Source organism: Rhizobacter sp. P2_G4 (assembly GCF_056403575.1).
Genome location: NZ_JBFUFG010000003.1, coordinates 204,187 through 231,075, shown reverse-complemented (window position 1 = coordinate 231,075; position 26,889 = coordinate 204,187). Strand labels below are relative to the sequence as shown.

The 26,889-nt window shown below is 65.7% G+C and carries 21 protein-coding genes; 6 read left to right on the top strand and 15 right to left on the bottom strand.

What is annotated here, in order from left to right; all coding sequences use genetic code 11:
* Positions 1–22 precede the first annotated feature (22 nt).
* Positions 23–1,123 (bottom strand): porin, encoded by a 1,101-nt coding sequence (locus AC1DYS_RS13960; RefSeq protein WP_477900049.1) that lies wholly within the window; start codon positions 1,121–1,123, stop codon positions 23–25.
* Between the two features lie 361 nt (positions 1,124–1,484).
* Between AC1DYS_RS13960 and AC1DYS_RS13955 the strand changes: the two genes are divergently transcribed.
* Entirely contained in the window at positions 1,485–4,616 is a 3,132-nt protein-coding gene (locus tag AC1DYS_RS13955) for a response regulator (protein WP_477900047.1), read from the top strand.
* Positions 4,617–4,640: 24 nt separating this feature from the next.
* Here the strand turns inward: AC1DYS_RS13955 and AC1DYS_RS13950 are convergent, their stop codons facing one another.
* The 4 genes from AC1DYS_RS13950 to AC1DYS_RS13935 all read right to left on the bottom strand — a co-directional run bounded on the left by AC1DYS_RS13950 (position 4,641) and on the right by AC1DYS_RS13935 (position 8,203).
* Positions 4,641–5,498, bottom strand: coding sequence for a substrate-binding periplasmic protein (locus AC1DYS_RS13950; RefSeq protein WP_477900045.1), 858 nt, complete (start codon positions 5,496–5,498; stop codon positions 4,641–4,643).
* Positions 5,499–5,729: 231 nt separating this feature from the next.
* Positions 5,730–6,800, bottom strand: coding sequence for a pectate lyase (gene pelA / locus AC1DYS_RS13945; RefSeq protein WP_477900043.1), 1,071 nt, complete (start codon positions 6,798–6,800; stop codon positions 5,730–5,732).
* A 1-nt stretch (position 6,801) separates the two neighbouring features.
* On the bottom strand, positions 6,802–7,149 hold the full coding sequence (locus AC1DYS_RS13940) for a hypothetical protein (RefSeq protein ID WP_477900041.1): 348 nt from the start codon (positions 7,147–7,149) through the stop codon (positions 6,802–6,804).
* A gap of 91 nt (positions 7,150–7,240) precedes the next feature.
* Complete coding sequence (locus tag AC1DYS_RS13935) at positions 7,241–8,203, bottom strand: pectate lyase family protein (protein WP_477900039.1); 963 nt, start codon at positions 8,201–8,203, stop codon at positions 7,241–7,243.
* A 56-nt stretch (positions 8,204–8,259) separates the two neighbouring features.
* Between AC1DYS_RS13935 and AC1DYS_RS13930 the strand changes: the two genes are divergently transcribed.
* Positions 8,260–8,598: a hypothetical protein gene (locus AC1DYS_RS13930; RefSeq protein WP_477900037.1), complete on the top strand. Its 339-nt coding sequence runs from the start codon at positions 8,260–8,262 to the stop codon at positions 8,596–8,598.
* Between the two features lie 226 nt (positions 8,599–8,824).
* On the opposite strand, the gene AC1DYS_RS13925 is transcribed toward AC1DYS_RS13930, so the two are convergent.
* From AC1DYS_RS13925 to AC1DYS_RS13915, 3 genes are all read right to left on the bottom strand, one after another.
* The gene (locus AC1DYS_RS13925; RefSeq protein WP_477900035.1) at positions 8,825–10,180 is read right to left on the bottom strand and encodes a pectate lyase family protein; all 1,356 of its coding nucleotides are present in this window, start codon (positions 10,178–10,180) and stop codon (positions 8,825–8,827) included.
* A 530-nt stretch (positions 10,181–10,710) separates the two neighbouring features.
* On the bottom strand, positions 10,711–12,213 hold the full coding sequence (locus tag AC1DYS_RS13920; protein WP_477900033.1) for a tripartite tricarboxylate transporter permease: 1,503 nt from the start codon (positions 12,211–12,213) through the stop codon (positions 10,711–10,713).
* 4 nt (positions 12,214–12,217) lie between these two features.
* Positions 12,218–12,643 (bottom strand): tripartite tricarboxylate transporter TctB family protein, encoded by a 426-nt coding sequence (locus AC1DYS_RS13915; protein ID WP_047495890.1) that lies wholly within the window; start codon positions 12,641–12,643, stop codon positions 12,218–12,220.
* A gap of 217 nt (positions 12,644–12,860) precedes the next feature.
* Between AC1DYS_RS13915 and AC1DYS_RS13910 the strand changes: the two genes are divergently transcribed.
* The 4 genes from AC1DYS_RS13910 to AC1DYS_RS13895 all read left to right on the top strand — a co-directional run bounded on the left by AC1DYS_RS13910 (position 12,861) and on the right by AC1DYS_RS13895 (position 18,487).
* On the top strand, positions 12,861–13,535 hold the full coding sequence (locus AC1DYS_RS13910) for a response regulator transcription factor (protein WP_477900031.1): 675 nt from the start codon (positions 12,861–12,863) through the stop codon (positions 13,533–13,535).
* Positions 13,536–13,560: 25 nt separating this feature from the next.
* Positions 13,561–14,967 (top strand): sensor histidine kinase, encoded by a 1,407-nt coding sequence (locus AC1DYS_RS13905; protein ID WP_477900029.1) that lies wholly within the window; start codon positions 13,561–13,563, stop codon positions 14,965–14,967.
* 22 nt (positions 14,968–14,989) lie between these two features.
* A complete protein-coding gene (locus AC1DYS_RS13900; RefSeq protein ID WP_477900027.1) occupies positions 14,990–15,583 on the top strand; it encodes a hypothetical protein in 594 nt (197 codons plus the stop codon).
* A gap of 156 nt (positions 15,584–15,739) precedes the next feature.
* Positions 15,740–18,487: an ATP-binding protein gene (locus tag AC1DYS_RS13895; RefSeq protein ID WP_477900025.1), complete on the top strand. Its 2,748-nt coding sequence runs from the start codon at positions 15,740–15,742 to the stop codon at positions 18,485–18,487.
* A gap of 45 nt (positions 18,488–18,532) precedes the next feature.
* Here the strand turns inward: AC1DYS_RS13895 and AC1DYS_RS13890 are convergent, their stop codons facing one another.
* From AC1DYS_RS13890 to AC1DYS_RS13860, 7 genes are all read right to left on the bottom strand, one after another.
* Entirely contained in the window at positions 18,533–18,784 is a 252-nt protein-coding gene (locus AC1DYS_RS13890) for a hypothetical protein (RefSeq protein ID WP_477900023.1), read from the bottom strand.
* A 152-nt stretch (positions 18,785–18,936) separates the two neighbouring features.
* Positions 18,937–20,082 (bottom strand): ABC transporter substrate-binding protein, encoded by a 1,146-nt coding sequence (locus tag AC1DYS_RS13885; RefSeq protein WP_477900021.1) that lies wholly within the window; start codon positions 20,080–20,082, stop codon positions 18,937–18,939.
* A 31-nt stretch (positions 20,083–20,113) separates the two neighbouring features.
* Entirely contained in the window at positions 20,114–21,067 is a 954-nt protein-coding gene (locus AC1DYS_RS13880) for an alpha/beta hydrolase (protein ID WP_477900019.1), read from the bottom strand.
* 27 nt (positions 21,068–21,094) lie between these two features.
* Positions 21,095–21,925, bottom strand: coding sequence for an alpha/beta fold hydrolase (locus AC1DYS_RS13875; RefSeq protein ID WP_477900017.1), 831 nt, complete (start codon positions 21,923–21,925; stop codon positions 21,095–21,097).
* 40 nt (positions 21,926–21,965) lie between these two features.
* Positions 21,966–24,386 carry an efflux RND transporter permease subunit gene (locus AC1DYS_RS13870; protein ID WP_477900015.1) on the bottom strand — a complete coding sequence of 807 codons (2,421 nt, stop codon included), beginning with the start codon at positions 24,384–24,386 and terminating at the stop codon, positions 21,966–21,968.
* A 17-nt stretch (positions 24,387–24,403) separates the two neighbouring features.
* The gene (locus AC1DYS_RS13865; protein WP_477900013.1) at positions 24,404–25,522 is read right to left on the bottom strand and encodes a WD40/YVTN/BNR-like repeat-containing protein; all 1,119 of its coding nucleotides are present in this window, start codon (positions 25,520–25,522) and stop codon (positions 24,404–24,406) included.
* Positions 25,522–26,889, bottom strand: coding sequence for a DUF1329 domain-containing protein (locus AC1DYS_RS13860; RefSeq protein WP_477900011.1), 1,368 nt, complete (start codon positions 26,887–26,889; stop codon positions 25,522–25,524). The genes AC1DYS_RS13865 and AC1DYS_RS13860 overlap by 1 nt, the downstream gene beginning before the upstream one ends.

Genomic DNA, 26,889 nt, shown 5'->3' with positions numbered 1-26,889 from the left:
AGCAGCGGCGCCCTCGCCTTGCTTAGAACCGGTGCTGGATGCCGGCGGTGATGCCGGTCTGCTTGGTTCCGAAGGCTGCGTCGTCGCGCGACACGCTCACCGGGCCGGTGTCGGCCTTGCCGTAGCCCACCGCGGTGTACAGGTCCGTCCGCTTGGACAAAGCGTACTTTGCACGCAGTGCCAGCAGTGCCGGGTCATCGATGCCGCCCAGCGTCTTGCCGCTGCGGATGTCCTGCTTGTAGTAGGCCGCCGTCAAGGTCAGCGCCGGAATGGCGACGACACTGGCACCCACCCACCACGTGCGGCTCTTGTCGTGCGAACCACCGGCGCCGGCCACGGCATACGACTTGTCGTAGTCGCGAATGGCGGCAAACAGCTTGACGGTGTCGGTCACGGCGAAGTTGGCGCCGAGGTGAACGCTGCGGGTCTTGTCCTGGCCTGCGGCCACCGGAAGCGCCTCGACCTTGTCCCATGCCAGCACGAACCCGAGCGGGCCGCTGCTGTAGGCGGCAGCCGCTGCATAGACCTTGTTGCCCGTGCCCTCGCCTGCGCCGAAGGTGGCACCCAGGCTGACGGGCCCGAAAGCAATGCGGTACTTCAACATGTTGGAGACACCGGTGACCATGCCGTCCTTGCGGGCACCGCCCGTGGCGCCGCCGCCGGCCGCGCCGGCCGACGTGCCCCACGAATAGTTGGGCGCGTAGCCCATCGGGTCGAACGGCAGGACGAAGTCATAGGTGGTGCTGTACGAACGGCCGGCCACCAGGCGGCCCAGGCTGCTGCTTTCCAGCCCGACGTTGGCCTGCCGGCCCCAAAAGGCGGTGCCTCCGCCGGCGGCCTGCCCGCTGTCCATGTTGACTTCGCTCTCGAGCTGGAAGATCGCCTTCAGGCCGCCACCCAGGTCTTCGGACCCGCGAAAGCCCAGGCGCGAGGTGTTCATGCCGCCGGAGTTCAGCAGCCAGCGGCCGTCACCGTTGGCAACCATGTTCGAGCGGTGTTCGGCGAAGACGTCCATCACGCCATAGATGGTGACGCTCGACTGCGCGTGGGCAAGCGGCGTCGCTGCGGCAAACAGAAGGCCAGCCAGCCAGGGGCCCTTCGAGTTCTCGAGATAGTGATTCAAGCCAGTCTCCTTGTCGTGTTGAGGTGGCCCGAATGGTGGCGGCGCGGCCGACGCTCGCGATTAAGAGAGAACCCGAAGGCCGGCCGCGAGGCTGTCAATGCGCTGTCATCGCGCCGCTTCCAAACTGTCGTTGCGCTGTCCAGAGTGCTGGGACGCCCGATGAGGCATCGGCCACTTCGCCGCACTTAAGGGGTCGGACAGGTGGATGTCGAGCCGCGCAATACCGAGAAAGAATGGGCAGCACACCCGGGCGAACTGGGGATAAGGAGCACATACCTTCGCCGCTCATGCACGACCATTCGACTATGCTGGCAACGCCCTGGGCACACCATCAGATCTCTCGCGCCGGACCAGTTCACCGATGACCTTCAAAGCACGTGAGTTGACCCCGCCGTCGCTGCGCAGCGGCTGGTTGGCATCGATTTCACAGGTCCCGAAAGGCGGGATTGCGATTGCGTTGTTGATCCGGGTGCTGCTGTTCAGCACCGTGGTCACGCTGGTCCTGACCATCCTTCAGCTGACCTTGAGCTACCGCAGCGAGCGGGCCCGCCTCGAAAGCCGGTTCGGCGAGATCGACCAGGCCACCTCGCGCAGCCTGAGCGAAAGCCTGTGGGCGCTGGACTCGAAGCAACTGCAGGAGCAGCTTGAAGGCATCTTGCGCCTGCCGTCCATCCGCGCGGCGGAGGTGCGGGAAACCGCCTCCACGGCCCATGCCTTGACGGTCTTCCGTGGTGAGCGGCAACGTGACAGGGTCGTCGTGAAGGAATTTCCGCTGGCCTGCTGCGGCGACCAGCCACAGGTCATCGGAGTGCTCCACATCGAGGCGACCCTCACCGACATCTACCGCGACCTGGCGGCGCAGGCCATCGTCATCCTGCTCAGCAACGCGGCCAAGACCTTTCTGGTTGCGCTGTTCATCCTGTTCGTTGTGCACCGGTTGGCGACCCGCCACCTGGTGGACATCGCCTCGTCGATCGGCAGCGTCACGGCGGAGGCCTCGGTCCCGCCGCTGCAATTGCGGCGCACTCGCGCGGAGGGCGACGAGCTTGACCAGCTGGTGAATGCGCTCAACGCCATGCGCGAGAGGCTGCGGCAGCATGCGGCGGAACTCGGGAACGCCAATACACGCATGGCGGCCATCCTGGACAACATCCCGGACCTTGCGTGGGTGAAGGACGCCAATGGCCGCTACGTCGCCGTCAACCGGGCGCTCGCCACCACCAAGGGGTTTGCGCAGCCGAGCCAGATGATCGGCATGACCGACTTCGAACTTCACCCGCCCGACCTCGCGAAGAAGTACCGTCTCGACGACGCCGAAGTGATGGCATCGACCGGATCCAAGCGGATCGAGGAGACCCACGTCGATGCTGACGGAAGCCACTCGCTGGTCGAGACCATCAAGACGGCGCTGCACGACCGTGATGGTCGCTTGGCGGGCACCGTCGGCATCGCCCGTGACATCACGGAGCGACGGCAGGCCGAGACGGACCGGGTTGCCCGGCAAGCGGCCGAAGAAGCGAACCAGGCCAAGAGCGACTTCCTTGCCCACATGAGTCATGAGATCCGGACGCCGATGAATGCCATTCTTGGCATGGCGTACCTGGCCCTGCAAAGCGGGCTGACGCCGCAACAGCTGCATTACGTGCAGAAGATCCACGGCGCTGCCGAAGCGCTGCTGGGGATCCTCAACGACATCCTCGACTTCTCCAAGATCGAGGCCGGCAAGCTCGACATCGAGACCATCCCGTTCAGCCTCAACGACGTGATGGACGGCCTGGGCAACCTGATCGGCATGAACGCCGAGGAAAAAGGGCTCGAGCTGCTGTTCACCATGCCGCCGCAGTTGCCCCCGGTCCTGGTGGGCGACCCCTCGCGTTTGCGCCAGGTGCTGCTGAACCTCGGCTACAACGCTGTCAAGTTCACGCAACGCGGCGAGGTCGTCATCGCCATCGAGGTCGTCGAGCGCCAAGCCCAGTCGATTCAGCTTCGCTTCGACGTGCGCGACACCGGCATCGGCATGACGCCCGATGACCTGCAGCGCCTGTTCCAGCCCTTCACGCAGGTCGATTCGTCGACCAGCCGGCGATACGGCGGTACCGGGCTCGGGCTTTCAATCAGCCGCCACCTGGTGCGCATGATGGGCGGCGATATCGATGTGGAGAGCACGCCGGGACAAGGCAGCCGGTTTCACTTTGCCTTGCGCTTCGACGTGCAGACCGAGCACGCGACGGCGCTTTTGCCGCACGAAGGGCGCTTGCATGGCAAACGCGCACTGGTCGTGGACGACAACGCCCGCGCTCGCGAGGTGCTGGTCGGCATGGGAGCCGCACTCGGACTCCAGGCCGAGGCAGCGGCCGACGGCCAGGAGGCACTGCGCAGGGCACACCTCGCCGACACGAGCGGCATGCCGTACGACCTGCTTATGATCGACTGGAAGATGCCCGGCCTCGACGGCGTGGAATGTGCAAGCCTCTTGGGCTTGCGTGGCGGCCGGAGCCGCCCGACACCGACGGTGTTGATGGTGACGGCCTTCGCCCGCGATGAGGCGCAGAAACGCCTGGCGGAACGACAGGTCAGCGTGGATGCGCTGCTCGTGAAGCCGATCACCCCCTCGGCTCTGTTCGACGCCTGCACCCAGGCGCTGGGGCTTTCTGTGCCTCAGGCGCCGCGCACGACGAAGCGAGAAGAAACGATGCTCGGGCACCAGGCACAGCTGAGGGGCGCGCAGATCCTTCTGGTGGAAGACAACGCCATCAACCGAGAGATCGCACTGACCGTGCTGCGCCGCGCCGACATCGTCGTCAGCGTGGCCTGCGACGGCCAGGAGGCCTTGGACATGCTGGGTCGCCAGCGTTTCGACGGCGTCCTGATGGATTGCCAGATGCCCGTGTTGGACGGCTACGCCGCGACCCGGGCACTGCGCCTGCAGCCGCAGTGGCGTGATCTGCCGGTGATCGCGATGACGGCCAACGCGATGGTCGGCGACCGCGAGAAGGTCATCGCCGCCGGCATGAATGACCACGTCGCCAAGCCGATCAAGGTCGAAGAACTCTTCGCCACGCTTGCCCGCTGGGTCCACCCGGCCGTGGTGAAGCCCGAGCCTGCAGCAAGCGACGGATCACGCGCCGATGCACTGCTGGGCCTGGCAAGCATCGACCGCGAGGCGGGCCTCACCGCCACGATGGGCAACGAAGCGCTGTACCTGCGCCTGCTGCAGATGTTTCGCGATCGGGAGGCGGATTTCCCGGAGCGCTTCCGCGTCGCGCGGGTGACGGGCCAGAAGGCCACGGCGATGCGCATGGCGCACGATCTGAAGAACGTCACCGGCACCCTCGCCGTGCATGCGGTGCACGACGCGGCTGCGGAGCTCGAACGGGCTTGCAACAACGGCATCGACGATGCGGGTGCGGAGACCCTGGTCCGCAAGGTGGCTCAATTGCTGGGTCCGGTCGTCACCGAACTGCGAACGCTTGGGCCTCGCCCCACCCCTTGACTGGGTGAAACGGTTGGGTGGCCGTCACCGCCCTCGTTTGGCGTCGTACCAGAGTTCCGGTCGATCCGATGGCGTACCGGGTGTGAGCAGCGGGTTTCGCAACTCGATCACCGTGCGTGTTTCCAGGCGCGCCTTGCGCAGCCGCTCACCGAAGTACTGCTGGAATATCTTGTCGAACGAGCCGTCGGCGATGGCCTTCTCAAACCCGTCACGAAGGGCGTTGGCCAGCTTCGTGTTGTTGCGGTTCACCATGAAATAGGAGTCGTAGAAATAGTGCAGCGCGAGGTGAGGTTCCACCTCCAGTGAATCGGCGTTGTTCTCTTGCTCGTCCCAGATTTCCATGGTGCTGCGCGGAAAATAATCGAAGCGCTTGCCGGTGAGCATCTTGAACAGGCCCTCGTACTTCGGCGCGGTGATCACAGGGATGCCGTTGGCCTGGAGGATCTGCGTGTCCGGCCATTCCTGTCCCTGCGCAAGGCGTACACGTTTGAGATCGTCCAGAGTGTTGACGCCCGCGAACATGCCTTTGTCGCCTTTGCGGATCAGGCCCAGCCGCCAACCGAGCAGGCCCTTGTTCAACGGGATGCGAATGGGCAACAGGCGCGCCTCGCGTTCGGCGGAGCTGGGAATCGGGCCGACGTCGATCGTGCGCCCGGCCTCGAGCTCCTGCACCTGGCGCTCCTGGTTCATCGGGGCCCCAGCCAGTTCGATCCGGTAATCGGTACCGGTCTTCGACAGCACCAGTTGCAGCACCTGGAGGACGTAGTCGTAGCGGCGATCACCCTCGAACTCGGGCTTCGGGAAGCGGACGACTTCAGCACCGGTGGCCGCGACCTGCCAGACAAGCAGCAGGCAGGCGAACAGACGAGACACCATGGACATGATTCGCTCCTCGTTCTATGGAACCCGGATCGGCTCTGAACACCCGTGCCGGGCACGCAGAGCATGACACGCACCGACGTCGTGCCGAAGGATTCTTTGCGCTCGAGCGAGTATCCAAGACAGTCTGGATGGCGGTCAGGTGAAATGCAAACTGCCATCCCGATCGGGATGGCAGTTTTGAGCAACGAGGCTGAAGAGGGAGCGAACCCRCATCGCCCAGTTCAGCCGGCGTCAGTACCCGACGCTGTCCGTGTAGGTGAACAGCTGGGTGCCATAGGCGCCTCCCCACTGGTAGCCATAGCGCCGCTCAGGCTCGATCTCCATGATGTTGTAGCGCTTGCCCATTCCCGGTGGGTTGTCGGTGGGCAGGCGGCCGCTGAAGAAGCCGGTGTCGGCATCGAGGTCGTAGAAGCGGTACCACATCGTGCTGCCCGACTTGGCGACGATCGGGTTGTACGTGTCGTCACTGCTGCTCGACGAGCGGTTCACATAGGCCGTGTTGTCGACCTTGACTGCACTGCTGCGGTACCAGGCGATGGCCGCCTTCACGGCAGCCTTGATGGCTGGCGTCTGCGGGCGTGTCATCAGGAACGTCACGATGAGCACGGACTCCTTGCCGCTCTTGGAAGCCAACTCGAAGGCACGCGCGCCGCGCGGCACATAGGTGACCGGATCGTGCTGGGCACACCACACCGTCTTGACGCCGTTTTGCACGATCTGCGCCTTCAGGATGAAGTCCACGCCCTTTTCGATCGCGGTGGCGAGATTGTCGCGCTGCACGGTGGTGAAGACGTCACCGTCCAGCGGCGCCTTGCGCTGGGCGGCATGGTCGAGCAGCGCCAGCACACGGGCCATCGCGTCATCGTTGAAGGTGACGTAGTTCGAGTAGACCGTGCCCGTGCGGGCCGGGTAGACCTGCGGCCAGCCGCCCGACGGGTACTGCATGGTCAGCAGGAAATCGAGCGCCTTGCGTGCTGCGTCGCGGTAGGTGGCGCCACCCGAGCGGCGGTACACGTCGGCCAGGAAAAGCAGTTCGGTCACGGTGGCGTCGTTGTCGATGGTGCCGAGTTCCACGCCGTCGGCGCCGGTCCAGCCGGAGCGTTCGGCCTTGCCATCCCAGGCGGTGTCGTAGACCTTGACGGCGTTCTTGTAGAAGCCGCCATGGGGCATCTGCCACGTGATCATCGTGTCGGCTCGCGCCTTGTCGGCGGCCAGTTTCGCTGCATCCGTGGAGGCGTCACTCAACCAGGCCGTGTAGCCCGTCACCTCGCGGTAGATCGGGTTGCCTGCCTGCGACAACACCTCAGCGGATGGCGCCGGTGCGGGGCTCGGCGATGGCGCCGGACTCGGCGATGGCGCCGGTGTAGGACTCGGCGATGGCGCCGGTGCGGGACTCGGCGATGGCGCCGGTGCGGGGCTCGGCGATGGTGCCGGTGCGGGGCTCGGCGATGGTGCCGGTGCGGGGCTCGGCGATGGTGCCGGTGCGGGACTCGGCGATGGTGCCGGTGCGGGACTCGGCGATGGTGCCGGTGCAGGACTCGGCGATGGCGCCGGTGCAGGGCTGGGAGCCGGTGCCGTCGAGGAAGGCCCCGGCGCCGGGGTGGCCCCCGAATCGTTGCCGCCGCCGCAAGCCGACATCACCAGCGAGCAAAGCAGCGCGCTCACGGCCGGAACGCGCGTTGCATGTTGCCCTTGTCTTTTCATCGGGAAAACCTGTTGATGTGGCGTGCGTGCTTGGCTCATCAGTTGCAGCTCACCTGGGCCAGCGCTTTGCCTGCACCTGCCACGGCCGGCAGCTTCTGCTTGATGCAAGCCGGGTCCTGCGGGGTGTAGGTGTACGAGATGGGGACGGGGAACGTGGCGGTGCTGACCCAGTCGGTGGCATCACGCGATGGCGTTGACGGGCTGGCTACCCAGTTGATGCCATAGGTCTTGAAGTCGGCAGGGACCTTGATGTTGTTGTTGCGCAGTTCCCAGTAGCCGATGGTGTCGCTGTCGCGCGAGGTGACCGGGTTCTGCGCGTTCTCGAAGTAGTTGGCTTCGATCAGCGAATAGCCGCCCATGCGGATGTTGGCACCCGAGGTGATGATGGCGCTGTACAGGTTGTTGTAGAGGTGCGTGTAGCCACCGCGCTGCAGCGGCAGGCGGGAGCCGACGTTCTGATAGAAGTTGTGGTGGAAGGTGATGAATCGGTCGCTGGAGTCGCTGTCGCTCGATCCGATCAAACCCACCTTGTGATGATCGTGGATGTAGTTGTACGAGTAGGTCAGGTTGTGGGCGCCGGCCTTGTTGTCCAGCAGGCCGTCGAACTCCAGGTCGCCGGCGCCTGAGCACTCCTTCAGGCTGCTGAACAGTGTGTTGTGGTCGACCCACACGTAGCCGGGGAACTTGCCGCCCTGGCCTTCGATGCCGATGGCGTCGATCGAGCCCGGCAGCAGGCCGATCGTCATGTTGCGGATGATGATGTTCGTGGCACCACCCTTGACGGCCAAGCCGAAGTTCGCTCCTGAGCCGTCGGCACCTTCGATGGTGACGTCGCTCTTGTTCTTGATCTCGACGATCGCGCCGGCGGGCTTTTGCCATTGCGTGCACGCATCGGTGATCGCGGCGAAGTCGAAGGTGCCGGTGTAGCGGATCACGAGGCCGCCGGTGCCGGTGTAGGCATCGATGGCGGCCTGCATGTCAGCCGCGTTGGAGACCGTCACGGCTTTGACACTGCCGCCTCCAGTCACCGATCCGGCGAAGCCGCCGCTGGTCGCCGGTGCAGGTGCTGGCGAAGGAGACGGTGCAGGTGCAGGAGACGGTGCTGGTGCTGGAGACGGTGCTGGTGCTGGCGAGGGAGACGGCGCTGGCGCTGGTGCTGGTGCTGGCGCTGGTGCTGGTGCTGGTGCTGGTGCTGGTGCTGGTGCTGGTGCTGGTGCTGGTGCTGGTGCTGGTGCTGGCGCTGGCGCTGGCGCTGGCGCTGGCGCTGGCGCTGGCGCTGGCGCTGGCGCTGGCGCTGGCGCTGGCGCTGGCGATGAAGCGACAGGGCTACCGCCTTCACTCGATCCGTTGCCGCCGCCGCCGCAGGCTGCCAGGACGGCGGCACTGCTCAAGGTGAGGATCAACGCAAACTGCCGCCGCAACTGCGGAGACATCGTCGTTTGCGATGTGCGGGTAAGGCGATGGTGCATGTTCATGAGAATCGTGTCTTCTGCGTCTTGTGGTGGATGTCGACCGGCTGCGCCCGTGTCGTGTGTTTCGTCGTGCGGGCAGCTTGCACGCCGCCGCACGGCGGTGTGCGCGGCGACGCGGACGCAAGCGTCCAAGCGGCCCGGAGTAAAAACCTACTGAGAGACCGTCAGCTTGCCGGACCCTGCAGACGCCTTGACCGCCGCCTTGACGCTGGCCGCTGGCAGCAATGCCGAGCTGTAGGCGTACGGCACCGTCCAGCCCACGGCAGCACTGAAGCTGCATTGGCTGATGTCGAGCGCCGCGCCGTTGATCAGCGAACCGCTCTCCTTGATGGCGCCTGTCTTGCTCGACGAACCCGGGTTCTTCAGCACGCTGGTACAGCTGTTCGCGCCCTGGATGTCGAACGCGTTGTTCTCCGAGATGATCTTCGCCTTGTAGGCCACGCCGATGCTGTACTGGTGCGCATACACCGGGTGCGACTTGCTGCCTTCGTAGTAGTTGTTGTAGACGTGCACGCTGCCGAAGCGCACGCGCGGGGCACGCTCGGTCACCTGGCTGAACAAGTTGCCGTGGAAAGTGACCGTCAGGTGCGTGTCGTCGCTGGTCGTGCTGTCGGACGAGCCGATCAGGTTGTTCTTGTCGTGCTGGTCGAACACGTTGTTCGACACAGTCACGTAGTCGGAACCATTCTTCACGTCGAGCGCGCCGTCGTGGCACTGCTTGATCTTTCCGTTCTCGACCGGTGACAGGTCGTCGGTCTGCGGTGCGTCGGTGAAGGTGTTGTGGTCGATCCAGACATGGTTCGATCCGTCGACCGTGATGCCGTCGTACTCGGAGTTCCAGTTGCCGGAGTCGCCGTCGTTCGGGTCCCACACCGGGCCGACGTCGCATGGGTTGACGATGTGCAGGTTGCGGATGATGACGTTCTGCGCACTGCTGACCTGCATGTACGCGTTGACCAGGCCCGCGTTGCTACCGGCACCGATGAGGGTGGTGTTGCTCTTCACCGTCAGCCTGGCACGGGCCTTCTGGTCGCTTGTGCTCTTGAACGCACCGCCGTTGTCGGCCGCGGCCATGTCGATCGTGCCGATCACCTTGACGATCGTGGCCGCGCTGCCGCCGGCCTTCAACGCCGCCAGCAGTTCGGTTGCATTCGTCACCTTGTAGACGGCAGAGTCCGCAGCCGTCGTGCCGCCGCTGGTGCCGCCCGCTTCGCTGGCCCAACCGGTCGTCGGCGCCACGTCACGCGTGTTGTCCGCTCCAGCCGGTGCAGGTGACGGCGAAGGCGCTGGTGCAGGTGACGGCGAAGGCGCCGGTGCAGGAGACGGCGATGGCGCCGGTGCGGGAGACGGCGATGGTGCAGGAGTAGGCGCGGGCGACCCCGTTGACGAGATCGGCGTCGATGTGGCGCCAGAGTCACCGCCGCCGCCACAGGCGGACATGATCAGCGAGCAAAGCAGCGCGCTCGCTGCCGTGGTGCGTGATTTGGGTTGCTGCTGCGTGCTCATGGAGAAGTCCTGTGGTGTCAATGTCGAAGTTCGAGTCTTGCCTCTTGCGACCAGGTCGGCTGGCATAGCTCACGTTCGATGTGCGGTGCACTCGAGCTTGTCGCAATTGTGTCGACCGCGACATACAAAGACTTGACGGAACCTTGACGCAGAAACGACCGGCGCATTGCGTGGGTGCATTGCGACACGGTGCAACAGATTGCAAGTAATTCCGGCGCTGAGCGGCGGCTCAAGCTCGACAGATTGCCACTGAAATGCCAAAAAAGTCCGGCACTCGGTTGACAAAGCTAACGAAGAACATGAGCGGCTTATAGATCTAAATTGATAGGTGCCGACGATCAATTTCGCGCCCTGGGGCGACTCGGCGGTGGCCCATCAGTACCGATGGGCTGCGCAAGTCGAGGCCCTGCCCCGCCCCACCAACCCGCTAACAGACCTTTCTTCAACCTGACGAAAGGATGGCTGTCGGAATCACTGCACCAGATACACAGACAACGCACGGCGATGAGATCGCCGTGCGTTCGGAGGATTTACGTCCGGGCAGGGTCCAACACGGCGTTGCGTGGCTTGAACAAGGGCGTAATGACCTGCCAAACGATGAAGACACCGATCAGCGTCAGCAGCGTGCCGCTGATGGGCCGGGTGAAGAACGAACCGAAGTTGCCGCGGCTCAGCAGCAGCGCACGCCGCAGGTTCTCTTCCAGCATCGGGCCGAGGATGAAGCCCAGCATCAGCGGCGCTGCGTCGAACTCCAGGCGCATGAAGATGTAGCCGAGGAAGCCGAATGCCGCGGTGATGAAGATGTCGTCCAGGTTGTTGTTGACGCTGTACGTCCCGATGCAGCAGAAGAAAAGAATCGACGGGAACAGCACCGCATAGGGAATCTTGAACACCGACAGCCAATAGCGCACCAGGGGCACATTGAGGGTGATCAGGAAACAGTTGCCCACCCACATGCTGGCGACCAGGCCCCAGAACAGGTCGGGGTGGCCGGCGATCATGTTGGGCCCGGGCTGGATGCCCTTGATGATGAAGGCGGCCATCATCAGCGCCATGACGGCGTTCTCCGGGATGCCGATGCTCATCAGCGGGATGAAGCTGGTGCGCGCCGCGGCTTCGTCGGCCGCTGCCTGGCCGGCCACGCCCTCGATGGCGCCGCTGCCGATCTCATGCTTGTACTTGCTGACCTTCTTGTCGATCGCGTAGGCGGCGAACTGGGCGATGACCGGGCCGCCACCCGGCAGGATCCCCAGGAACGAACCGATCACGCTGCCACGCAGGGYACTCGGGATGATGCGTTTGAACTCCGGCCACGTCGGCATGAGATTGATCTTGCCGTTGAAGGGAGTCCGCTCGTCGCGGTTGTCCAGGTTCTTGGTGATCTCGGCAATGCCGAAGCACCCCAGCGCAATGCTCACCAAACCGACGCCATCGGCGAGGAACGAGAAGTCCATCGTGAAGCGCGGCAGGCCGCTGTTGACGTCGGTGCCGATCTGCCCGAGCAGCACGCCGATGAGGCACATCGCCAGGCCGTTGAGCAGGCTGCCCGTCGTGACAAAACTCACACAGACGAAGCCGACCAGCATCAGCGCGCAGTAATCGGCCGGCCCGAACAGGAACGCCACCTCGCCAAGGCTCGGCGCCAGGAACGACAGCACGAGGATGGCCACGGTGCCGCCGATGAAGCTCGAGACGCCCGCGGTGAAGAGTGCCAGGCCGGTCTGGCCCTTGAGCGTCATCTGGTAGCCGTCGATGCAGGCCACGATGCTGCTCGCATGCGGGATCTTCATCGTGATGGCACTCACGCTGTCGCCGTACTGCGCCCCGTAGTAGATGCCGGCCAGCATGATGAGCGCGCCATTGGTGGGAATGGAATAAGTCAGCGGCAGCAGGATGCTGATGGTGGCCAGCGGGCCGAGCCCGGGCAACAGGCCCACCAGCGTGCCCACCGTGCAACCGATGGCGCAGAACAAGAGGTTCTGCCAGGTCAGTGCGTGCTCAAAACCGAACGCGAGGTTGTGCAGGACGTCCATCATTTCAGTAGAGCGGCAGGTTGAAGCCGAGCAGTTTCTGGAATGCGAAGGCCACGGCGATCAGGCCGGCCGATATCTTGAGGTTGCGCACCACCGAGTACTTCGATGTACCGGCAAACGAGGCGCAGAACACCATGAACACGATGCCGACGATCATGTTGAGATAGTGAGAAATCAATGCGAAGCCGCAGAGGCTCGCCAGGATGATGGCGATGTTCTTGCCGTTGAACTCCAGGTGCACCGGCTCGAGAAAGCGCGACCGCACCACCGTGATCAGCCCGATCAGGAAGAGCAGCGAACTCACCGTCAGCGGAAAAAAGCCGGGCCCGGGGCGACTGATGTCACCCAGCGGATAGCGCACCGCCGCCAGGCCGAAGGCCAGAGAGATCGTCAAGAGGAACAGTCCTCTGACCAGGTTTCGGTTGTTCATGCGTTGCCTTCGGAGGGGTGGAGACGCCACCACGCTGAGTGCCCGATCGAAGGTCTTGCCGGGCACCGCGGTGTGGTGAAACCAGTCTAGGAACGCCGTCTTTCAGCACCCCGTCGGTTTCCACGTACGACAGCTACACGACAGCTTCGCGGCACCCCCGGCGCTCTCGCGCAACCCGCGACGTAACATTGGTGCGCTCTCCCTCGCGTCTCCATCCATGCACGTTCTCATCGTCGAAGACGACTCACCGCTGGCCGCGTCGCTCGCCACCGCCATGCAAGCGCGCGGCTGGCGTGCAGACGTGAGCGATCGTGGCGAGCCGGTGCCGGCCTCGCTGCTGCAGGACGCGTACGACGCTCTGGTGCTGGACATCGGCCTGCCCGGCATCGATGGTCTCGAAACCCTGCGCCGCGTACGCGAGCAAGGCTCGTTGCTGCCGGTGCTGATGCTCACCGCGCGCGACGAGATCGACGACCGCGTGCGTGGCCTCGAGTGCGGTGCCGACGACTACCTGGTCAAGCCCTTCGCAATCCGTGAACTGCTCGCGCGCCTGAGTGCGCTCGTCCGCCGCCAGGACCAACGGCGCAGCGAGACGCTGATTCTTTCGGCCCTGCGCTTCGATGCTGCTGCACGGCGTGCGCATGTCAACGAGCAGCCGATCACGCTCTCGGCACGCGAGTGCATCGTGTTGCAGTACCTGATGCTGAAGACCAGCCACATCGTGACCCGCGACCAGCTCGCGGGCCTCGTGCCCGGCTGGGCGGCCGGGACGTCCGAGAACGCACTCGAGCTGCTGATCTCTCGCCTGCGCGCGAAGATCGAACCCGGCGGCGTGCGGCTGCGCACCGTGCGGGGCCTGGGCTACCTGCTGGAACCGGCCGTTCCGGAATGAAACGCCACTTCGCCGGGGTGCGCACGTGAGCTGGCTGACACGGCGCAGCCTGCGGCCCAGCCTGCGGCGTGATCTGCTGCTCTGGCTCCTGCTGCCCTTGCTGTTGCTGGTGCCGCTCACGGCGGCGCTCATCTATGGTCTGGCCCTGCGCCCTGCCCTCGATGGCCTCGACCGCGCGCTGACCGACACGGCGGTCGCCCTCGCCCAGATCGTCGACGTGAAAGACGGCCAGGCCACGCTGCCGCTCAGCGAGCAGACCGCACGTGCGCTGCAGGCCGACCTCGTCGATGAAACCTTCTTCGCCGTCGGCGACGGCAGCGGCCGGCTGCTTGGCGGCAACGCGGCACTGCTCACCTTGTCCACCTCTTTGCAGGCGGCGCAGTGGCGATTCTTCGATTCGGTGCTCGACGGCACGCCGGTTCGCGTGGCAGCGCACGCCATCCGCTGCGGGTCGGCTCCATCGCAGGTCTGCTCCATCCTGGTCGCAGAGACGCTCGGCAAACACCACGCCGCCCAACGTGCCTTGCTACTTGCCTCACTGCTCGGCGCGGTGGCGCTGGCACTGCCGATGGCCCTGATGGCGATGGTCGCGGTGAGCCGTGGGATGCGGCCGCTTCGGCTCGCCGCCACCGAGCTCGCCTTGCGCACGCCGAGCCAGCTCGAAGCCATCGACACCCGTGCCGTACCGCACGAAGTGGTCACCTTCGTCGATGCCTTGAACGACCTGTTCGGGCGGCTGCGCGACGTGGCTGCCGCGCAAAGAGCCTTCGTCGCCGATGCCGCCCACCAGCTGCGGACACCGCTTGCCGTACTGCGGGTCGAGGCGGCACAAGCACTCGACTCCCCCCACCCACCAGCGCTTCGGCCGACCTTGGAGCGCCTGCATTCCGCCGCCGAACGGGGTGCCCGCCTCGCCCAGCAATTGCTGCTGCTGGCGCGCGCCGAAGCCACGGCGATCGACCCGACACAGCCACAGCAGTTGGTCGACTTGAGCCAGCTGGTGACGGAAGCCGCTGACCGCTGGCTGCAGCCGTCCATCCAAGCCGATCAAGACCTCGGGTTCGAGCTCGCGCCCGCCTGGGTCGAGGGCAACCCGCTGTTGCTGGCAGAGCTGCTCGGCAACCTGATCCACAACGCGATCGAGCATGCGGGTGCCAAGTCGTGCATCACCATCCGGACGGGCATGCAGAACGACAACGCCCAGCTGATCGTCGAAGACGACGGTTGTGGCATCGCAGCAGACGAGCAGGCCTCGGTGTGGCAACGCTTCCGGCGCGCCCGCGGCGCCAGGGGAACCGGCAGCGGGCTGGGTCTGGCCATCGTCAAGGACATTGCCCAGCTGCACGGCGCAAGCGCCACGCTGGCTAGTGGCGAGCAAGGCCGCGGCCTTCACGTACGCATCAGCTTTCCGCCCGCGACACGCACCAGTTAGGCGGGCCACCGATGAACTCAGCATGAATCACACACTGTCGAAACGTCCGGATTTCTCGCCGACCACCGTCGTCTTCGGCGCTCCCAGTTGGCTTGTGATGGGGCTTCGCTGCGTCCTGGCAGTCATGGGTTGCGTTGTCGCAGCCCTGTCTTCCCTGCACCGGCCCGGCATGCCTTGGGCGGCACGCCTGTTGGTGGCGTTTCTCGCACCCGCCTCGGTTGCGTGGTCAATCTGGCCGCGGCCATGGCGCCGTGTGACGAAATTCATCGCCGACGATGGCGGCATGTATTTCCCTGCCCACTCGCCGCTGATGGTTTGGTCCAAGCCACGAGAGACCGAGGAATGGCTGCAAGTCCCATGGCCACACATCGACAACATCCGGCTTGCCCGCGAGGCTGGAGAAGACGGGCACTGTGTCGCCTTCGATCTTCAGGTCACCACGACTGAGCGCTCCAGATTCTTCGCAGCCGTTGGAACCCCACGTGATCGGCGCGACGTGCCGGAGGGAGGCTTCACGGCAGCGTACGGCGGGTGGCCGCCTTCGCCGGCTCAGGTGGTCGAGCAATTGAAGAGCCTCAGGCGTCGAAGCGGCCTCCCTCCCGGCCAGCCGAGCTGATGCCGTTCGGCGACCCACTCCGCCGATGCGGATCAAGGTTTTCTTGGTGGGTTCTCTCGGTTGGATGAGTCCTTCGCTATATTGGCGCGACTCACAAACGAGGCTCATCGTGGCAAGACTGCTGGACACCGTCACTGCCTGTGATCTCTGCGCTGCATGAGAACGCCGCACTCCCTGGCGGATCAGCTCGCTGCGTTTCCGGGCGACATGGCGGCTCGGGTGCGGGCCCATCCCTGGGAGTCGTCACCGCTGGGGCCGATGGAGGCCTGGCCGCAAAGCCTGACGACGGCCGTCTCGATGTTGCTCGAGTGCCAGCTCCCGATGTACCTCGCGTGGGGCGATGAGTTCACGCAGATCTACAACGACGCCTACTGCCCCATCCTCGGCAACAAGCACCTCGGCGCGTTGGGCGGCTCAGCTCGCGACACCTGGTCGGAAATCTGGCCCAAGATCGGCCCGATGTGGCAAGAGGTGCTGGCTGGCAAGCCGGTCGGGTTCGACGACTTCAAGCTCACCATCGACCGCTTCGGCTACGCCGAAGATTGCTACTTCAATTTCTCGTACAGCGCTGTTCGCAACGAGCAAGGTGGCGCGATGGGCGTGCTCGTCACCTTCGCCGAGACGACCAAGCGCGTGCTGGCCGAGCGCCGACTGCGCTTCCTCGACGAGTTGTCTCAGGCAACGCGGGGCGTGTCCGAACCGTCCGAGGTGATGAACATCGCAGCCACCCTGCTCGGGCAGCACCTCGGCGTGAACCGCTGCGCGTACGCGCGCGTGCTGGCCGATGAAGACACCTTCGATCTGATCGGCGACTACAACCAGGGCGTCAGCAGCATCGTCGGCCGCTACAAGTTCACCGACTTCGGCGCCGAGGTACAGCGGCTGATGCTGGAAGACGAGGCCTACGTCAACCACGACGTGGACACGAGCCCTGTCACGGCCGGGACCGACCTGGCTGCGTACCGCATCACGCAGATCCAATCCGTCATCTGCGTACCGCTGCACAAGGTGGGCCGCTTCGTGGCCGCGATGGCGGTGCACCAATCGGTACCGCGCCGCTGGAAGGACGATGAGATCGAGCTCGTCAGAACGGTGGTCGACCGGTGCTGGGACGCACTGGACCGCCTGCGTGCACAAGCGGCACTCCAAGAAGAGGCGCGATCGCTGGAGGTCTTGAACCGCACGGGAACGTCGCTCGCGGCTGAACTCAACCTGGACGTTGTTCTCCAGCGGGTCACCGATGCAGCCACCGAACTCACGGGCGCAAAGTACGGCGCGTTCTTCTACAACGGCGTGTCGGACACGGGTGAGGCGTACATGCTCTACACCTTGTCGGGCGCGCCTCGCCACCTGTTCGAGACGCTCGGCCACCCTCGCCCGACCGCGCTGTTCGGGCCCACCTTTCGCGGTGGACCGCCGATTCGCCTGGACGACGTGCTGAGCGACGAGCGATATGGGCAATGGGCACCTCACCACGGCATGCCGCTGAAGCACCTGCCCGTTCGCAGCTACCTGGCGGTGCCGGTCGTCGGGCGCACCGGCGAAGTGATCGGCGGTCTGTTTTTCGGCCATTCCGAGGTCGGTGTCTTCAGCGAACGGAGCGAACGCCTGGCGTTGGGGATCGCCAGCCAGGCTGCCATCGCAGTCGACAACGCCCGTCTCTACACGCAGGCCCAGCAGGCCGCCCACGAACGCGCCCTGCTGCTGGAGAGCGAACGCGCGGCACGGCACGAAGCCGAACGCTCGAGCGTGATCAAGGACGAATTCCTGTCGACGCTTTCGCATGAACTGCGAACCCCGCTGAGTGCCATCACGGGATGGGTGCACATCCTGAGGCGAAAGCTCGATGGCGCGCACCCCGATGTGTTGAAAGGCCTCGAGGTCATCCACCGCAGTGCACAGATGCAGGTGCAGCTTGTCGACGACCTGTTGGACATGAGCCGCATCACCTCGGGCAAGCTGTCCATGGAAATGAAGCCCGTGTCGCCCCGTGCGATTGTCGAAGCAGCCGTCGACGTGGTGCGTCCCAGGGCCGAGGCAGCGGGCGTCACGCTTGCCGTGGATGTGCAGGACACCGCGCCCGCTCTGGGTGACGCCAGTCGGCTGCAGCAAGCCGTCTGGAACCTGTTGTGCAACGGCGTGAAGTTCTCCGCCAAGGGTGGAACCGTGCAGGTGAAGCTGCATGAAGAGGATTCACGCGCGCTCATCCGCGTCTCGGACGACGGCGTCGGCATCAAGCCCGAATTTTTGCCGCACGTGTTCGACCGGTTTCGTCAGGCCGACAGTTCCACCACCCGCCATTTCGGCGGGCTGGGTCTGGGCCTCGCCATCGTTCGAAGCGTCGTCGATCTACATGGAGGCGAAGTGACGGCCGACAGCGCAGGTGAAGGCCGAGGAGCAAGCTTCTCCATTGCGCTTCCGCTCGCCTCGGCTGAGGCACCCGATTTGGCGGGGTTTGCCACCGGGGTGCACGAAGGCATGCCGGGGTTCGCCGATTCATCTTCGCGGCTCACAGGAACGTCGGTGCTGGTGGTGGATGACGACTTGAGTTCTCGCGAGTTACTGCGACGGGTGCTCGAAGAAGCCGGTGCGCAGGTCTCTTCGGCCGAGAACGCGTACTCGGCGCTGGAGCAGGTGAAGACGCGGCGCTTCGACGTCATCGTGTCCGACATCGGCATGCCCGGCATGGACGGATTCGCGTTGCTGCGAAGCGTCCGTCAACTCACGCCGGCTCAGGGCGGCTCAACGCCAGCCATTGCACTCACGGCCTTCGCGCGGGTTGAAGACCGCGAGCGGGCCTTGGCCAGCGGCTACACCGTTCACCTGTCGAAGCCACTGGACCCTCCCGCCATCGTGCAAGCGGTGTGGCAACTCAGAGAGCGTGGCTCGCCGCAGATTCGATAGAGAAGACCGTGGACCCTTGCGGCCCACGGCCTGAACTCGCTGCGGTCAGGGCTTGGGCGCTGAGGCCGGCTTCGGGCCAGACTGGGCCCCCGCCTTGGCCGGCTTCTTGGTGGCAACGCTCGACTGCGACGCAGCGGTGTCCACGGATGGCTTGTCTGCCTTGTTCGAGTTGTTGGTCTTGGCGCTCGATGCAGCAGCCGAGGCCGACATCGACTGGGCATGAGCAATCGGCAAGGCGACCAGCCCGGCCAGCAACGCCGGCACTGCAAACAAGGTAGCGGTTGAACGGAATTTCATCTCTGTCTCCTGTGGGTTGGCGGGTGTTCCGAACTCGTACCTTGACCAGAAACAGCAAAGCTTCAGATCGGCCACCGGCGCACACGCTCGTCAGACGGCAGAAACTTGTTTCGTAGGTGCCGGCCTACCCTTCGGCCGCCTCGACGCCGAGATCAAGGCTGCGGAGCCAGCATCTGGAAGCGCCCCGCATCGATCTTCAGCATGACCACGCCGCGCTCATCGAAGCCGACATGGTCCTGGCGCGTAAAGTTGACGATGCCGTGCGACAGAACGATCTCCTTTTCGGTCTCGAGTGCATCGCGCAGTGCCTGGCGGAACTCGGGCGTACCGGGCTTGGCCTTCTTCAAGGCCACCGGCACGATGCGCTGCAAGACCTTCAGGGCATCGTGGCCGTGAGCGCCGAACTGGGTACGCGAGTTCGGGCCGTTGGCTTTCTCGAAGGCCATCACGTAGTCGAGTGCGACAGCCTTGATCGGACTTGCGTCCGGCAGTTGCTCAGCCACCAGCACCGGGCCGGCCGGCAGGATGGCGCCGTCCATGCTCTTGCCGCCGACGCGGATCAGGTCAGGCGACGCGGCACCGTGCGTCTGGTAGATCGGGCCGGTCCAGCCGCGTTCGCGCAGGTTGATCTGCGGCATGGCCGCAGCCGAACCCGCAGCAACGATGAGCACGGCATCGGGCTTGGCGGCGATCACCTTCAGGGCCTGGGCCGTGATGGCGGTGTCGGGCGGCGCAAAGCGCTCGGTGGCGACGATCTCGAGCCCCGCCTTCTTCGCCGACACACCGAAGGCCTTGAGCCACATCTCGCCGTAGCCTTCGCTCCAGCCGAGGAACGCCACCTTCTTCACCTTGTTGGCGACCATGCGCTGCGCCACCACGTCGGACATCAACGAGACTGGCTGCGGCAGCGTGAAGGTCCAGTCGTCCGCGCCACCGGGCCGCGGCGCCGGCGCGAACGCGAGCTGCACGGTCTTCGTCTCGGCTGCCACCGGTGCCATCGCGAACACCGCCGGCACGCCCGACGAACCGAGCATCACGTCGACCTTGTCCTCGGCGACGAAGCGGCGTGCGTTCTTCACCGCGCCGGTGGGGTCGGAGGCATCGTCGAGCACGATCAGCCTGAGCTTCTCGCCACCGATGCGATCGGGCCACAGCGGCAGCGAGGCCTTGACCGGCAGCCCTAGCGACGAGAGCGGGCCTGTGAGCGAGAGGCTCACGCCAACGGTGATGTCGGCGTAGGCGGCACCCGTGAGCGCCAGCAGCCCGAAAGCGAGTGAAGCGCGAAGTGTGGATCTCATGCGTTGTCCTTGAGGTCGCGGATGGGGAAGCTCAGCGCGCCGCAAGCCCGCTGCGCAGCGCCTGCGCGAACTGCTGCTGCGCCAGCCGGGCAGCGCCGATGCCGCCGGCCATGCTGATGAAGCCGTGCGCCAGGCCGTGGTACTCCACCACGGTCACGGCATTGCCGGCGGCGAGCAGTGCTTCGCCGTAGGCCATGGCTTCGTCGCGCAGCGGGTCGTGTTGCGCCAGCATCAGCAGGCTCGGCGGCAAGTCGGCCAGGTTGGTGGCGAGCAAGGGGGCGCCGCGGTAGTCGGCCGCCTTGCCCGTTTCGCCGAAGTAGTGCCGGCCGAAGTAATCCATCGAGCGCAGCGTCAGCGTCGGGCCGGCGGCGTGGGTGGTGCGTGATGGGTAGTCGCCGTTGTGCCCGCCCGCCGCGGCCGGGTACACCAGGGCCTGGAAGCCGATGTACGGGCGCGCCTGCTCGCGCGCCATCAAGGTCATCACCGTGGCGAGCACGGCCCCAGCACTGTCGCCGGCAACGCCCATCCGCGCCGGGTCGGCGCCCAGCTCGCGCGCATGCTCGGCCACCCATTGCAGCGCGGTCCACGCGTCATCGACGGCGGCCGGAAACGGGTGCTCGGGTGCGAGCCGGTAGTCCACCGACACGACGATCGCATCGCTGTCAAAACAGAGCTGGCGCGTGACGCGGTCGTAGCCGTCCAGGTCGCCGAGCACGAAGCCGCCGCCGTGGTAGTACACGACCACCGCACGCAGGCCCGCACCCGCGTCGGTGCGTGGCGTGTAGATGCGCAGGCCGATCGTCGCGCTGCTGCCGGGCGTGGCGATGCGGCGGTTCTCCACGGCCACGTCGGCCGATGGCATGTCGGCCGCGGCAAGGATCTCTCGGTACAGCCCGCGGCACGGGCCGGGCGGCAGGTCGGCCAGGTCCGGCATGCCGGCGGCCTGGGCCTGTTTCATCATGGCGGCGAGTTGCCGGTCAAGCATGGAGGGTCTCCTTGAGGTGAGCGATGTTCAAACCGAGGCGACCAGCGCCCGCAGTGCGGCGTTGAAGACGGCGGGCTGCTCAAGCTGAGGCGTGTGGCCGCAGTCATCGACGAGCTGAAGCCGACCCGCCGGGGCCAGCCTGTGTGCGTGCTCCGAATGCACGAACGGGATCACGCTGTCTTGTCGGCCGTGCAACATGAGCACCGGCACCGAGGCGGATGCGAGTGCCGCATGCGATGCGGCCACCAGCGCGGCGCGCTGCCCGCCCAGGTCGGTCATCAGCCGCAGGGTGGCGAGGAAGGCGGCCTGGGCGCCGGGTCGCATCACGTTGCGCTCGATCGTCATGCGCAACGCGTCGGTGACGACGAACGATGAGCCGAAGAGCGCCTGGATCTGCTGCGTAACGGCCATCGGGCCGGCCCGCGTCATCAGCGTGCCCAGGACAGGCAGCGTCATCAGCCTGAAAGGCATGGGGCAGTCGCGCCCGAGGGTCGCCGCGGCCGCGAGCAGCACGCTCTGCACGCGTGACGGCTGCTGGGCCTGCATCTGCACGCAAATGGCTCCGCCCAACGAATTGCCGGCCAGATGAACTTTGTTCAGACCGAGCGCGTCAGCAAGCTTCCACACGAAGGCGGCAAAGGTCTTCGGCTCGAACGGCTGCTGGCCGAAGCCGGACAGACCGTGCCCCGGAAGGTCTAGCGCGATCAGACGCATGCCGTGGTTGGCTGCAACGAACTGCGCCGACCAGAGCTCCAGCGAGCCGCCGATGCCGTGCAGCATCAGCACCGCCGGGCCGGTGCCGCCCGAATCGCGGTACCGCACCTTGACGCCATCTGCCGAAATGAATGAATCGGTCAAACCTCTTCTCCCTCTTCTTGTTCAATGCGCTTCATCTGTTTCATGCCGTGACCCCGCGCGGGACGCTCGGCACCGTCTGTGCCGCGGCAGGCCGCAGCAGGAAGTGCGCGAGCGCGGGCAGCAACACCAGTGCGCCGACCATGTTCCAGACGAACATGAACGCGAGCAGGGTGCCCATGTCGGCCTGGAACTTGATGGGCGAGAAGGCCCAGGTGCCGACGGCCAGTGCGAGCGTGATGCCGGTCAGCATCACGACACGGCCGGTGAACTGGAGCGCGTGGTGGTAGGCGGCCGAGAGGCTGTCACCGGCACGAAGGCGCGCCAGCATCACGCTCAGCACGTAGAGCGCGTAGTCGACGCCGATGCCGACACCGAGCGCGATCACCGGCAGCGTTGCGACCTTCACGCCCATGTTCAGGCCGACCATCAGCGCCTCGCACAGGATGGATGTCAGCACCAGCGGCAGCACCGCGCAGACCACGGCGCGCCATGAGCGGAAGGTCACCCAGCACAGCAGCACGACCGCGCCGTAGACCCACAGCAGCATCTCGCGCATCGCCTGCTTGACGACGATGTTGGTCGCCGCGTCAATGCCGGCGCTGCCGGCGGCGAGCATGAAGCGCTCGTCCGGGTTGCTGTTCGCCTTGATGAAGGCTTCGGCCGTGTCAATCACCCGCGTCAGCGTCTCAGCCTTGTGGTCCTTCAGGTAGACGTAGAGCGACAGGAACGAACAGCCCTGGTTGAACAGCTCTCGTGGTGCGCGCGTCTGCACGCCGCCGAGCGCACTGGCGTTCGGGATCAGCTCGAACCACTTCAGGTTGCCCTCGTTGTAGCCCACCATCGCCAGTTTCGAGAGCGCCGCCATCGAGTTCGTCGACTCGACGCCGGGCAATTGCTCCAGGCGCCACGCCAGCTGGTCGACCTTGGCCAGCGTGCCGTAGCGGGTGCACTGGTCTTCGGGCGTCGCGACCATCACGACCAGGATGTCGCTGCTGGCTGCGTAGTGGCTCGCCATGAAGTCGTTGTCGCGGTTGTAGCGCGAGTCGGCGCGCAGTTCGGGTGCACCAGGGTCGAGGTCGCCGATGTTGAGCTGCAGGCTGATCGCATAGCCCAGCACTGCCAGCACAACGCTCACCGCGATCGCCGTGATGGCCGGGCCGCGTTGCGTGAAGCGGTCGAGCTGCGTCCACAACCAGGGCCGCTGAGCCGCACCGTTGTCGGCCGATTCCAGCCGCAAGCTGCGCTGCGCCGCCACCGGGCTGACGCCCACGTACGACAGCAGAATCGGCAGCAGCACCAGGTTCGTGAAGATCAGCACGGCAACGCCGATGCTCGCCACCGCGGCCAGGTCTTGAATGACCTGGATCTTGATCAGCGCCAGCACCGCGAAGCCGACCGCATCGCACAGCAGCGCGGTGAGGCCGGCGACGAACAGGCGCCGGAAGGTGTAGCGCGCGGCCACCACGCGGTGCGTGCCGCGGCCGATGTCCTGCATGATGCCGTTCATCTTCTGCGCGCCATGGCTCATGCCGATCGCGAACACGAGAAACGGCACCAGCACCGAGTACGGGTCGAGCTCGTAGTGCAGCAGCGCCAGCAGCCCGAACTGCCACACCACCGCGATCACCGAGCAGGCCACCACCAGCGAGGTGCTGCGCGAGCAGCGCGTGTAGCCGAACAGCACCGCGGCGCAGATGGCCAATGCCAGGCCGAAGAACATCAGCACCTGTTGCAGGCCCTCGATGAGGTCGCCGACAACTTTGGCGAAGCCGGTGACATGGATGCGGATGTGGTCGTTCTGGTACTTGTTGCGCAGCGCTTCGACTTGGCGCGAGAGCTCGCCGTAGTCCAGCGCCTCTCCGGTCTTGGGGTTCTTGTCGAGCAGCGGCACGAAGATGATGCTGGACTTGAAGTCGCCCGCGACCAGCTGGCCGATCTCGCCCGAGCGCTCGACGTTCGTGCGCACCTCGGCCAACGCCGCGGGCGAGCCGTCATAGCTGTCGCCCATCACGGTGTTGCCGTCCAGGCCGTCTTCGGTGACGGCGACCCAGCGCGTGTTAGAGGTCCACAGCGACTTCATGAACGGCCGGTCGACACCGGGCAACAGGAAGATCTCGTCGCTGAGCTTCTGCAGCGTCTCGAGGTAGGCCTTGTCGAAGATCGACGACCCGGTTGTCTCGACCGCGATGCGCATCGCGTTCGTCTGGCCCGCGAGGTTCGGCTTGTTGGCAAAGTAGTTGACGATGTAGGCGTGCGCGGTCGGAATGGTCTTCTCGAAGCTCGCATTGAGCTTGAGCTTGGTGGCCTGCCAGCCGAGCAGCAGCGTAAGCAGCAGGCAGACGACCATCACCCACACGCGGTGGTTGAAGAAGGCGCGCTCAACGCTCGAGCCCGAGGCGGTGTCGAAGTCTTCGAGGCGGGCGACGACCGGCTGGGCGTCTAGGGAGGTGTCGGCGTGCATGCTGTGCAGTCCAGAATTCAAGGAGCAGAGGGTCGGCCAGCGCTCGGCCGCTCCGGAGTGGCCGGCCCGCCCACTTGGGGGGCGGCCGCGGTATTCCCGTGGCCAGGGGCTCCATCCAGTCGGCGCATGCCGCGCAGGCTGGCGATCACAAGGGCTCCATCGGTTGAGGCAAGGCCTGCAGCCGGTAGTGGGCCGCCGGTCGGCAGCGTCTTCGTGAAGCTGCGGCCGTCGTCACGGCTGCGCAGCAGCTCGCCGGTCTGGGCAAGCAGCGCAAATTCACCGCCGTCGAGTTCGAGCGCGGCGCTGATGGAGGTCTGCAGGCCGGTGTCGAGCCGTGTCCAGCTCGCGCCCTGGTCGGCGCTGCGCCAGGCATTGCCGCGCAAGCCATAGGCGATCAAGGCACCCGAGCGCGCCGCCAGCAATCCGAAGTAGCTGCCTTTGTAGGCGACGGGCAGCGCGCTGAAACTCGTGCCGCCGTCAGCCGACGACATCAGCAGCCCTTGTTCGCCAGCGATGTAGACATGGCCGCCGGCCGCGCGCACGCCGTACAGATGCAGGCTCTTTGGATTCGGCAAGCGGCTCAGCATCGGCGTCCAGTGCTGGCCGCCGTCGCGGGTCTCGAATGCGAGGTTGTAGGCGCCGACGGCGAAGCCGCGCTGTGCGTCGATGAAGTCGAGGTCGAAGAACGGTTTGTCCGGCCCCTCCTCCGCGAAGCGCTTCGCGTGTTCGTCTCCGCCCGCGGCCACGAGCTTCGCGGCTTGCACGCCGTCGAGCTGCTTGACCCAGCTCTCGCCGCCGTCGTCGCTCTTCAGGATCACGCCGAGGTGGCCCACAGCCCAGCCTGTGCGATCACCGACGAAGCGCACCGCAGTCAGCGTGACCTGCACCGGCACCTTGGCCTGGCGCCAGCTCTTCGCGCCGTCATCCGACAGCAGCACCGTGCCGCGCTCGCCGACCGCCACCAGCCGTGGCCCCGCCTGCGTGATGGCGAGCATGGCCGCGTTCAGCGCCTTCGGGCTGTGCAGCGCCGGCTCGGCGAGTGCCGCCGGCGGCAACACCGGCGCACCCTGTGCCGACACCGCCGCGGCAGCGGCGAGCAGCACGCATGCCGCTGCCCGGACGACGGTCTGGCTCATCAGCGCGTGCCCTCGTTGGCCAGCTCTTCAGGGCTGAAGAACGACCGAGGGATCGGCGGCACCGGCTTGTACTGCGTCGCCAGTTCGTTCGACGCCATGTTCAGGAAGTACGCGCCGGTCTGCAGGTCGTAGCCGCCCCACACCATGTTGCCGATGATCGCGGGGATGTCGGGTGCGAGCAGCGTCAGCGTGTAGTTGGTGCGCCAGAGTTCGCCCTTCGCGTCCCAGCCGTCGAACAGGATGATCTGCCAGCTGTCTTCGTCGATGTAGTACTTGCGCTTGGGCACGACGTGGCGCTTGCCGGCCGCCAGCGTGGCCTCGACTTCCCACACGCGGTGCAGCTCCCAGCGCACCTGCGACGGGTTCAGCGTGTTCGGTGTCACGAGGTCGGCGACCTTCGCGCTCGCGGCCTTGTTGTTGTTGTACGGGATGTAGATTTCCTTCTTGCCGACCAGCTTGAGCTCGTGCTTGTCGATCGGGCCGAACAGATTGAAGGCTTCGTCGAACAGGCCGATGCCGGAGGTCACCGAGTCGGGCGTGTCATAGGCCACCGACGGCGCCTTGCGCACGCGGCGCTGGCCCACCAGGTACTGCCACAGGCCGCGCGGGTTGGTCGCGTTGATGTTGTCGTGCGCGAGGATGGCCTCGCCCGCCTTCGAGCCCGGCTCGCTGACCACGAACTTGCCGAGCGCGTAGTAGCCGTCGAACTTCTCGAGGCTGCCTTCGGGGTCGTAATACTGCCTGCGGAAGCTCTGCGTTCCGCCCGAGGCCATGGCGCGCTTGCCGTCGGCCGTGACGACCCAGACGCGAACCGGCGCCTGCACGTACGTGCCCGTCCAGGCCAGGCGGTGGTTCTGGAACACCTCGTAGCCGTCCTTCGGGATCGGGAACGGCGTGCCGCCGTAGGCGCCTTCGGTGCCCTGCCCGTTGTCGACGAGCTTGGCGCGCGTCGCGTTCTTGAAGGTGTTGTCGTAGACCCATTGCGGCGCCGCGGCGGTGCGGTGAGTCGGGTAGACGTCGATGCGGAAGTCGGGGTACTTCTTCATCAGCGCCTTGACGCCGTCGGTCAATTGCGCGGCATGCTGGTCCATGTTCTTCGCGTTGATCGAGAGCACGGACTTCTCGCTTGCGAACGGGTCGGGCCGCGGGTCGCCGTTCTTGTAGCCGGCGGGTGCCTTGGTCATGCCGCCGTCCCAGGCGGGGATGCTGGCGTCCTTGTTGCCGGCGCGTTCGGCGCCCAGCGGTGTCAGCGTGGTCTTGAGCTTGGCGGCCTCTTCGGCCGAGACCGCGGCCTGGGCCAGCGGGGTCATGGACAAGCCGGTGAACAGGCCGGCGATCAACGCGGCGAGCAGGTGTTTGCGATGCAT

What these genes read in the sequence shown, in the direction of transcription:
- AC1DYS_RS13955 (WP_477900047.1), top strand. Translation starts at nt 1,485, where the DNA reads ATGACCTTCAAAGCACGTGAGTTGACCCCGCCGTCGCTGCGCAGCGGC.
- AC1DYS_RS13950 (WP_477900045.1), bottom strand. Translation starts at nt 5,498, where the DNA reads ATGTCCATGGTGTCTCGTCTGTTCGCCTGCCTGCTGCTTGTCTGGCAG.
- AC1DYS_RS13925 (WP_477900035.1), bottom strand. Translation starts at nt 10,180, where the DNA reads ATGAGCACGCAGCAGCAACCCAAATCACGCACCACGGCAGCGAGCGCG.
- AC1DYS_RS13915 (WP_047495890.1), bottom strand. Translation starts at nt 12,643, where the DNA reads ATGAACAACCGAAACCTGGTCAGAGGACTGTTCCTCTTGACGATCTCT.
- AC1DYS_RS13910 (WP_477900031.1), top strand. Translation starts at nt 12,861, where the DNA reads ATGCACGTTCTCATCGTCGAAGACGACTCACCGCTGGCCGCGTCGCTC.
- AC1DYS_RS13900 (WP_477900027.1), top strand. Translation starts at nt 14,990, where the DNA reads ATGAATCACACACTGTCGAAACGTCCGGATTTCTCGCCGACCACCGTC.
- AC1DYS_RS13895 (WP_477900025.1), top strand. Translation starts at nt 15,740, where the DNA reads ATGAGAACGCCGCACTCCCTGGCGGATCAGCTCGCTGCGTTTCCGGGC.
- AC1DYS_RS13890 (WP_477900023.1), bottom strand. Translation starts at nt 18,784, where the DNA reads ATGAAATTCCGTTCAACCGCTACCTTGTTTGCAGTGCCGGCGTTGCTG.
- AC1DYS_RS13885 (WP_477900021.1), bottom strand. Translation starts at nt 20,082, where the DNA reads ATGAGATCCACACTTCGCGCTTCACTCGCTTTCGGGCTGCTGGCGCTC.
- AC1DYS_RS13880 (WP_477900019.1), bottom strand. Translation starts at nt 21,067, where the DNA reads ATGCTTGACCGGCAACTCGCCGCCATGATGAAACAGGCCCAGGCCGCC.
- AC1DYS_RS13870 (WP_477900015.1), bottom strand. Translation starts at nt 24,386, where the DNA reads ATGCACGCCGACACCTCCCTAGACGCCCAGCCGGTCGTCGCCCGCCTC.
- AC1DYS_RS13865 (WP_477900013.1), bottom strand. Translation starts at nt 25,522, where the DNA reads ATGAGCCAGACCGTCGTCCGGGCAGCGGCATGCGTGCTGCTCGCCGCT.
- AC1DYS_RS13860 (WP_477900011.1), bottom strand. Translation starts at nt 26,889, where the DNA reads ATGCATCGCAAACACCTGCTCGCCGCGTTGATCGCCGGCCTGTTCACC.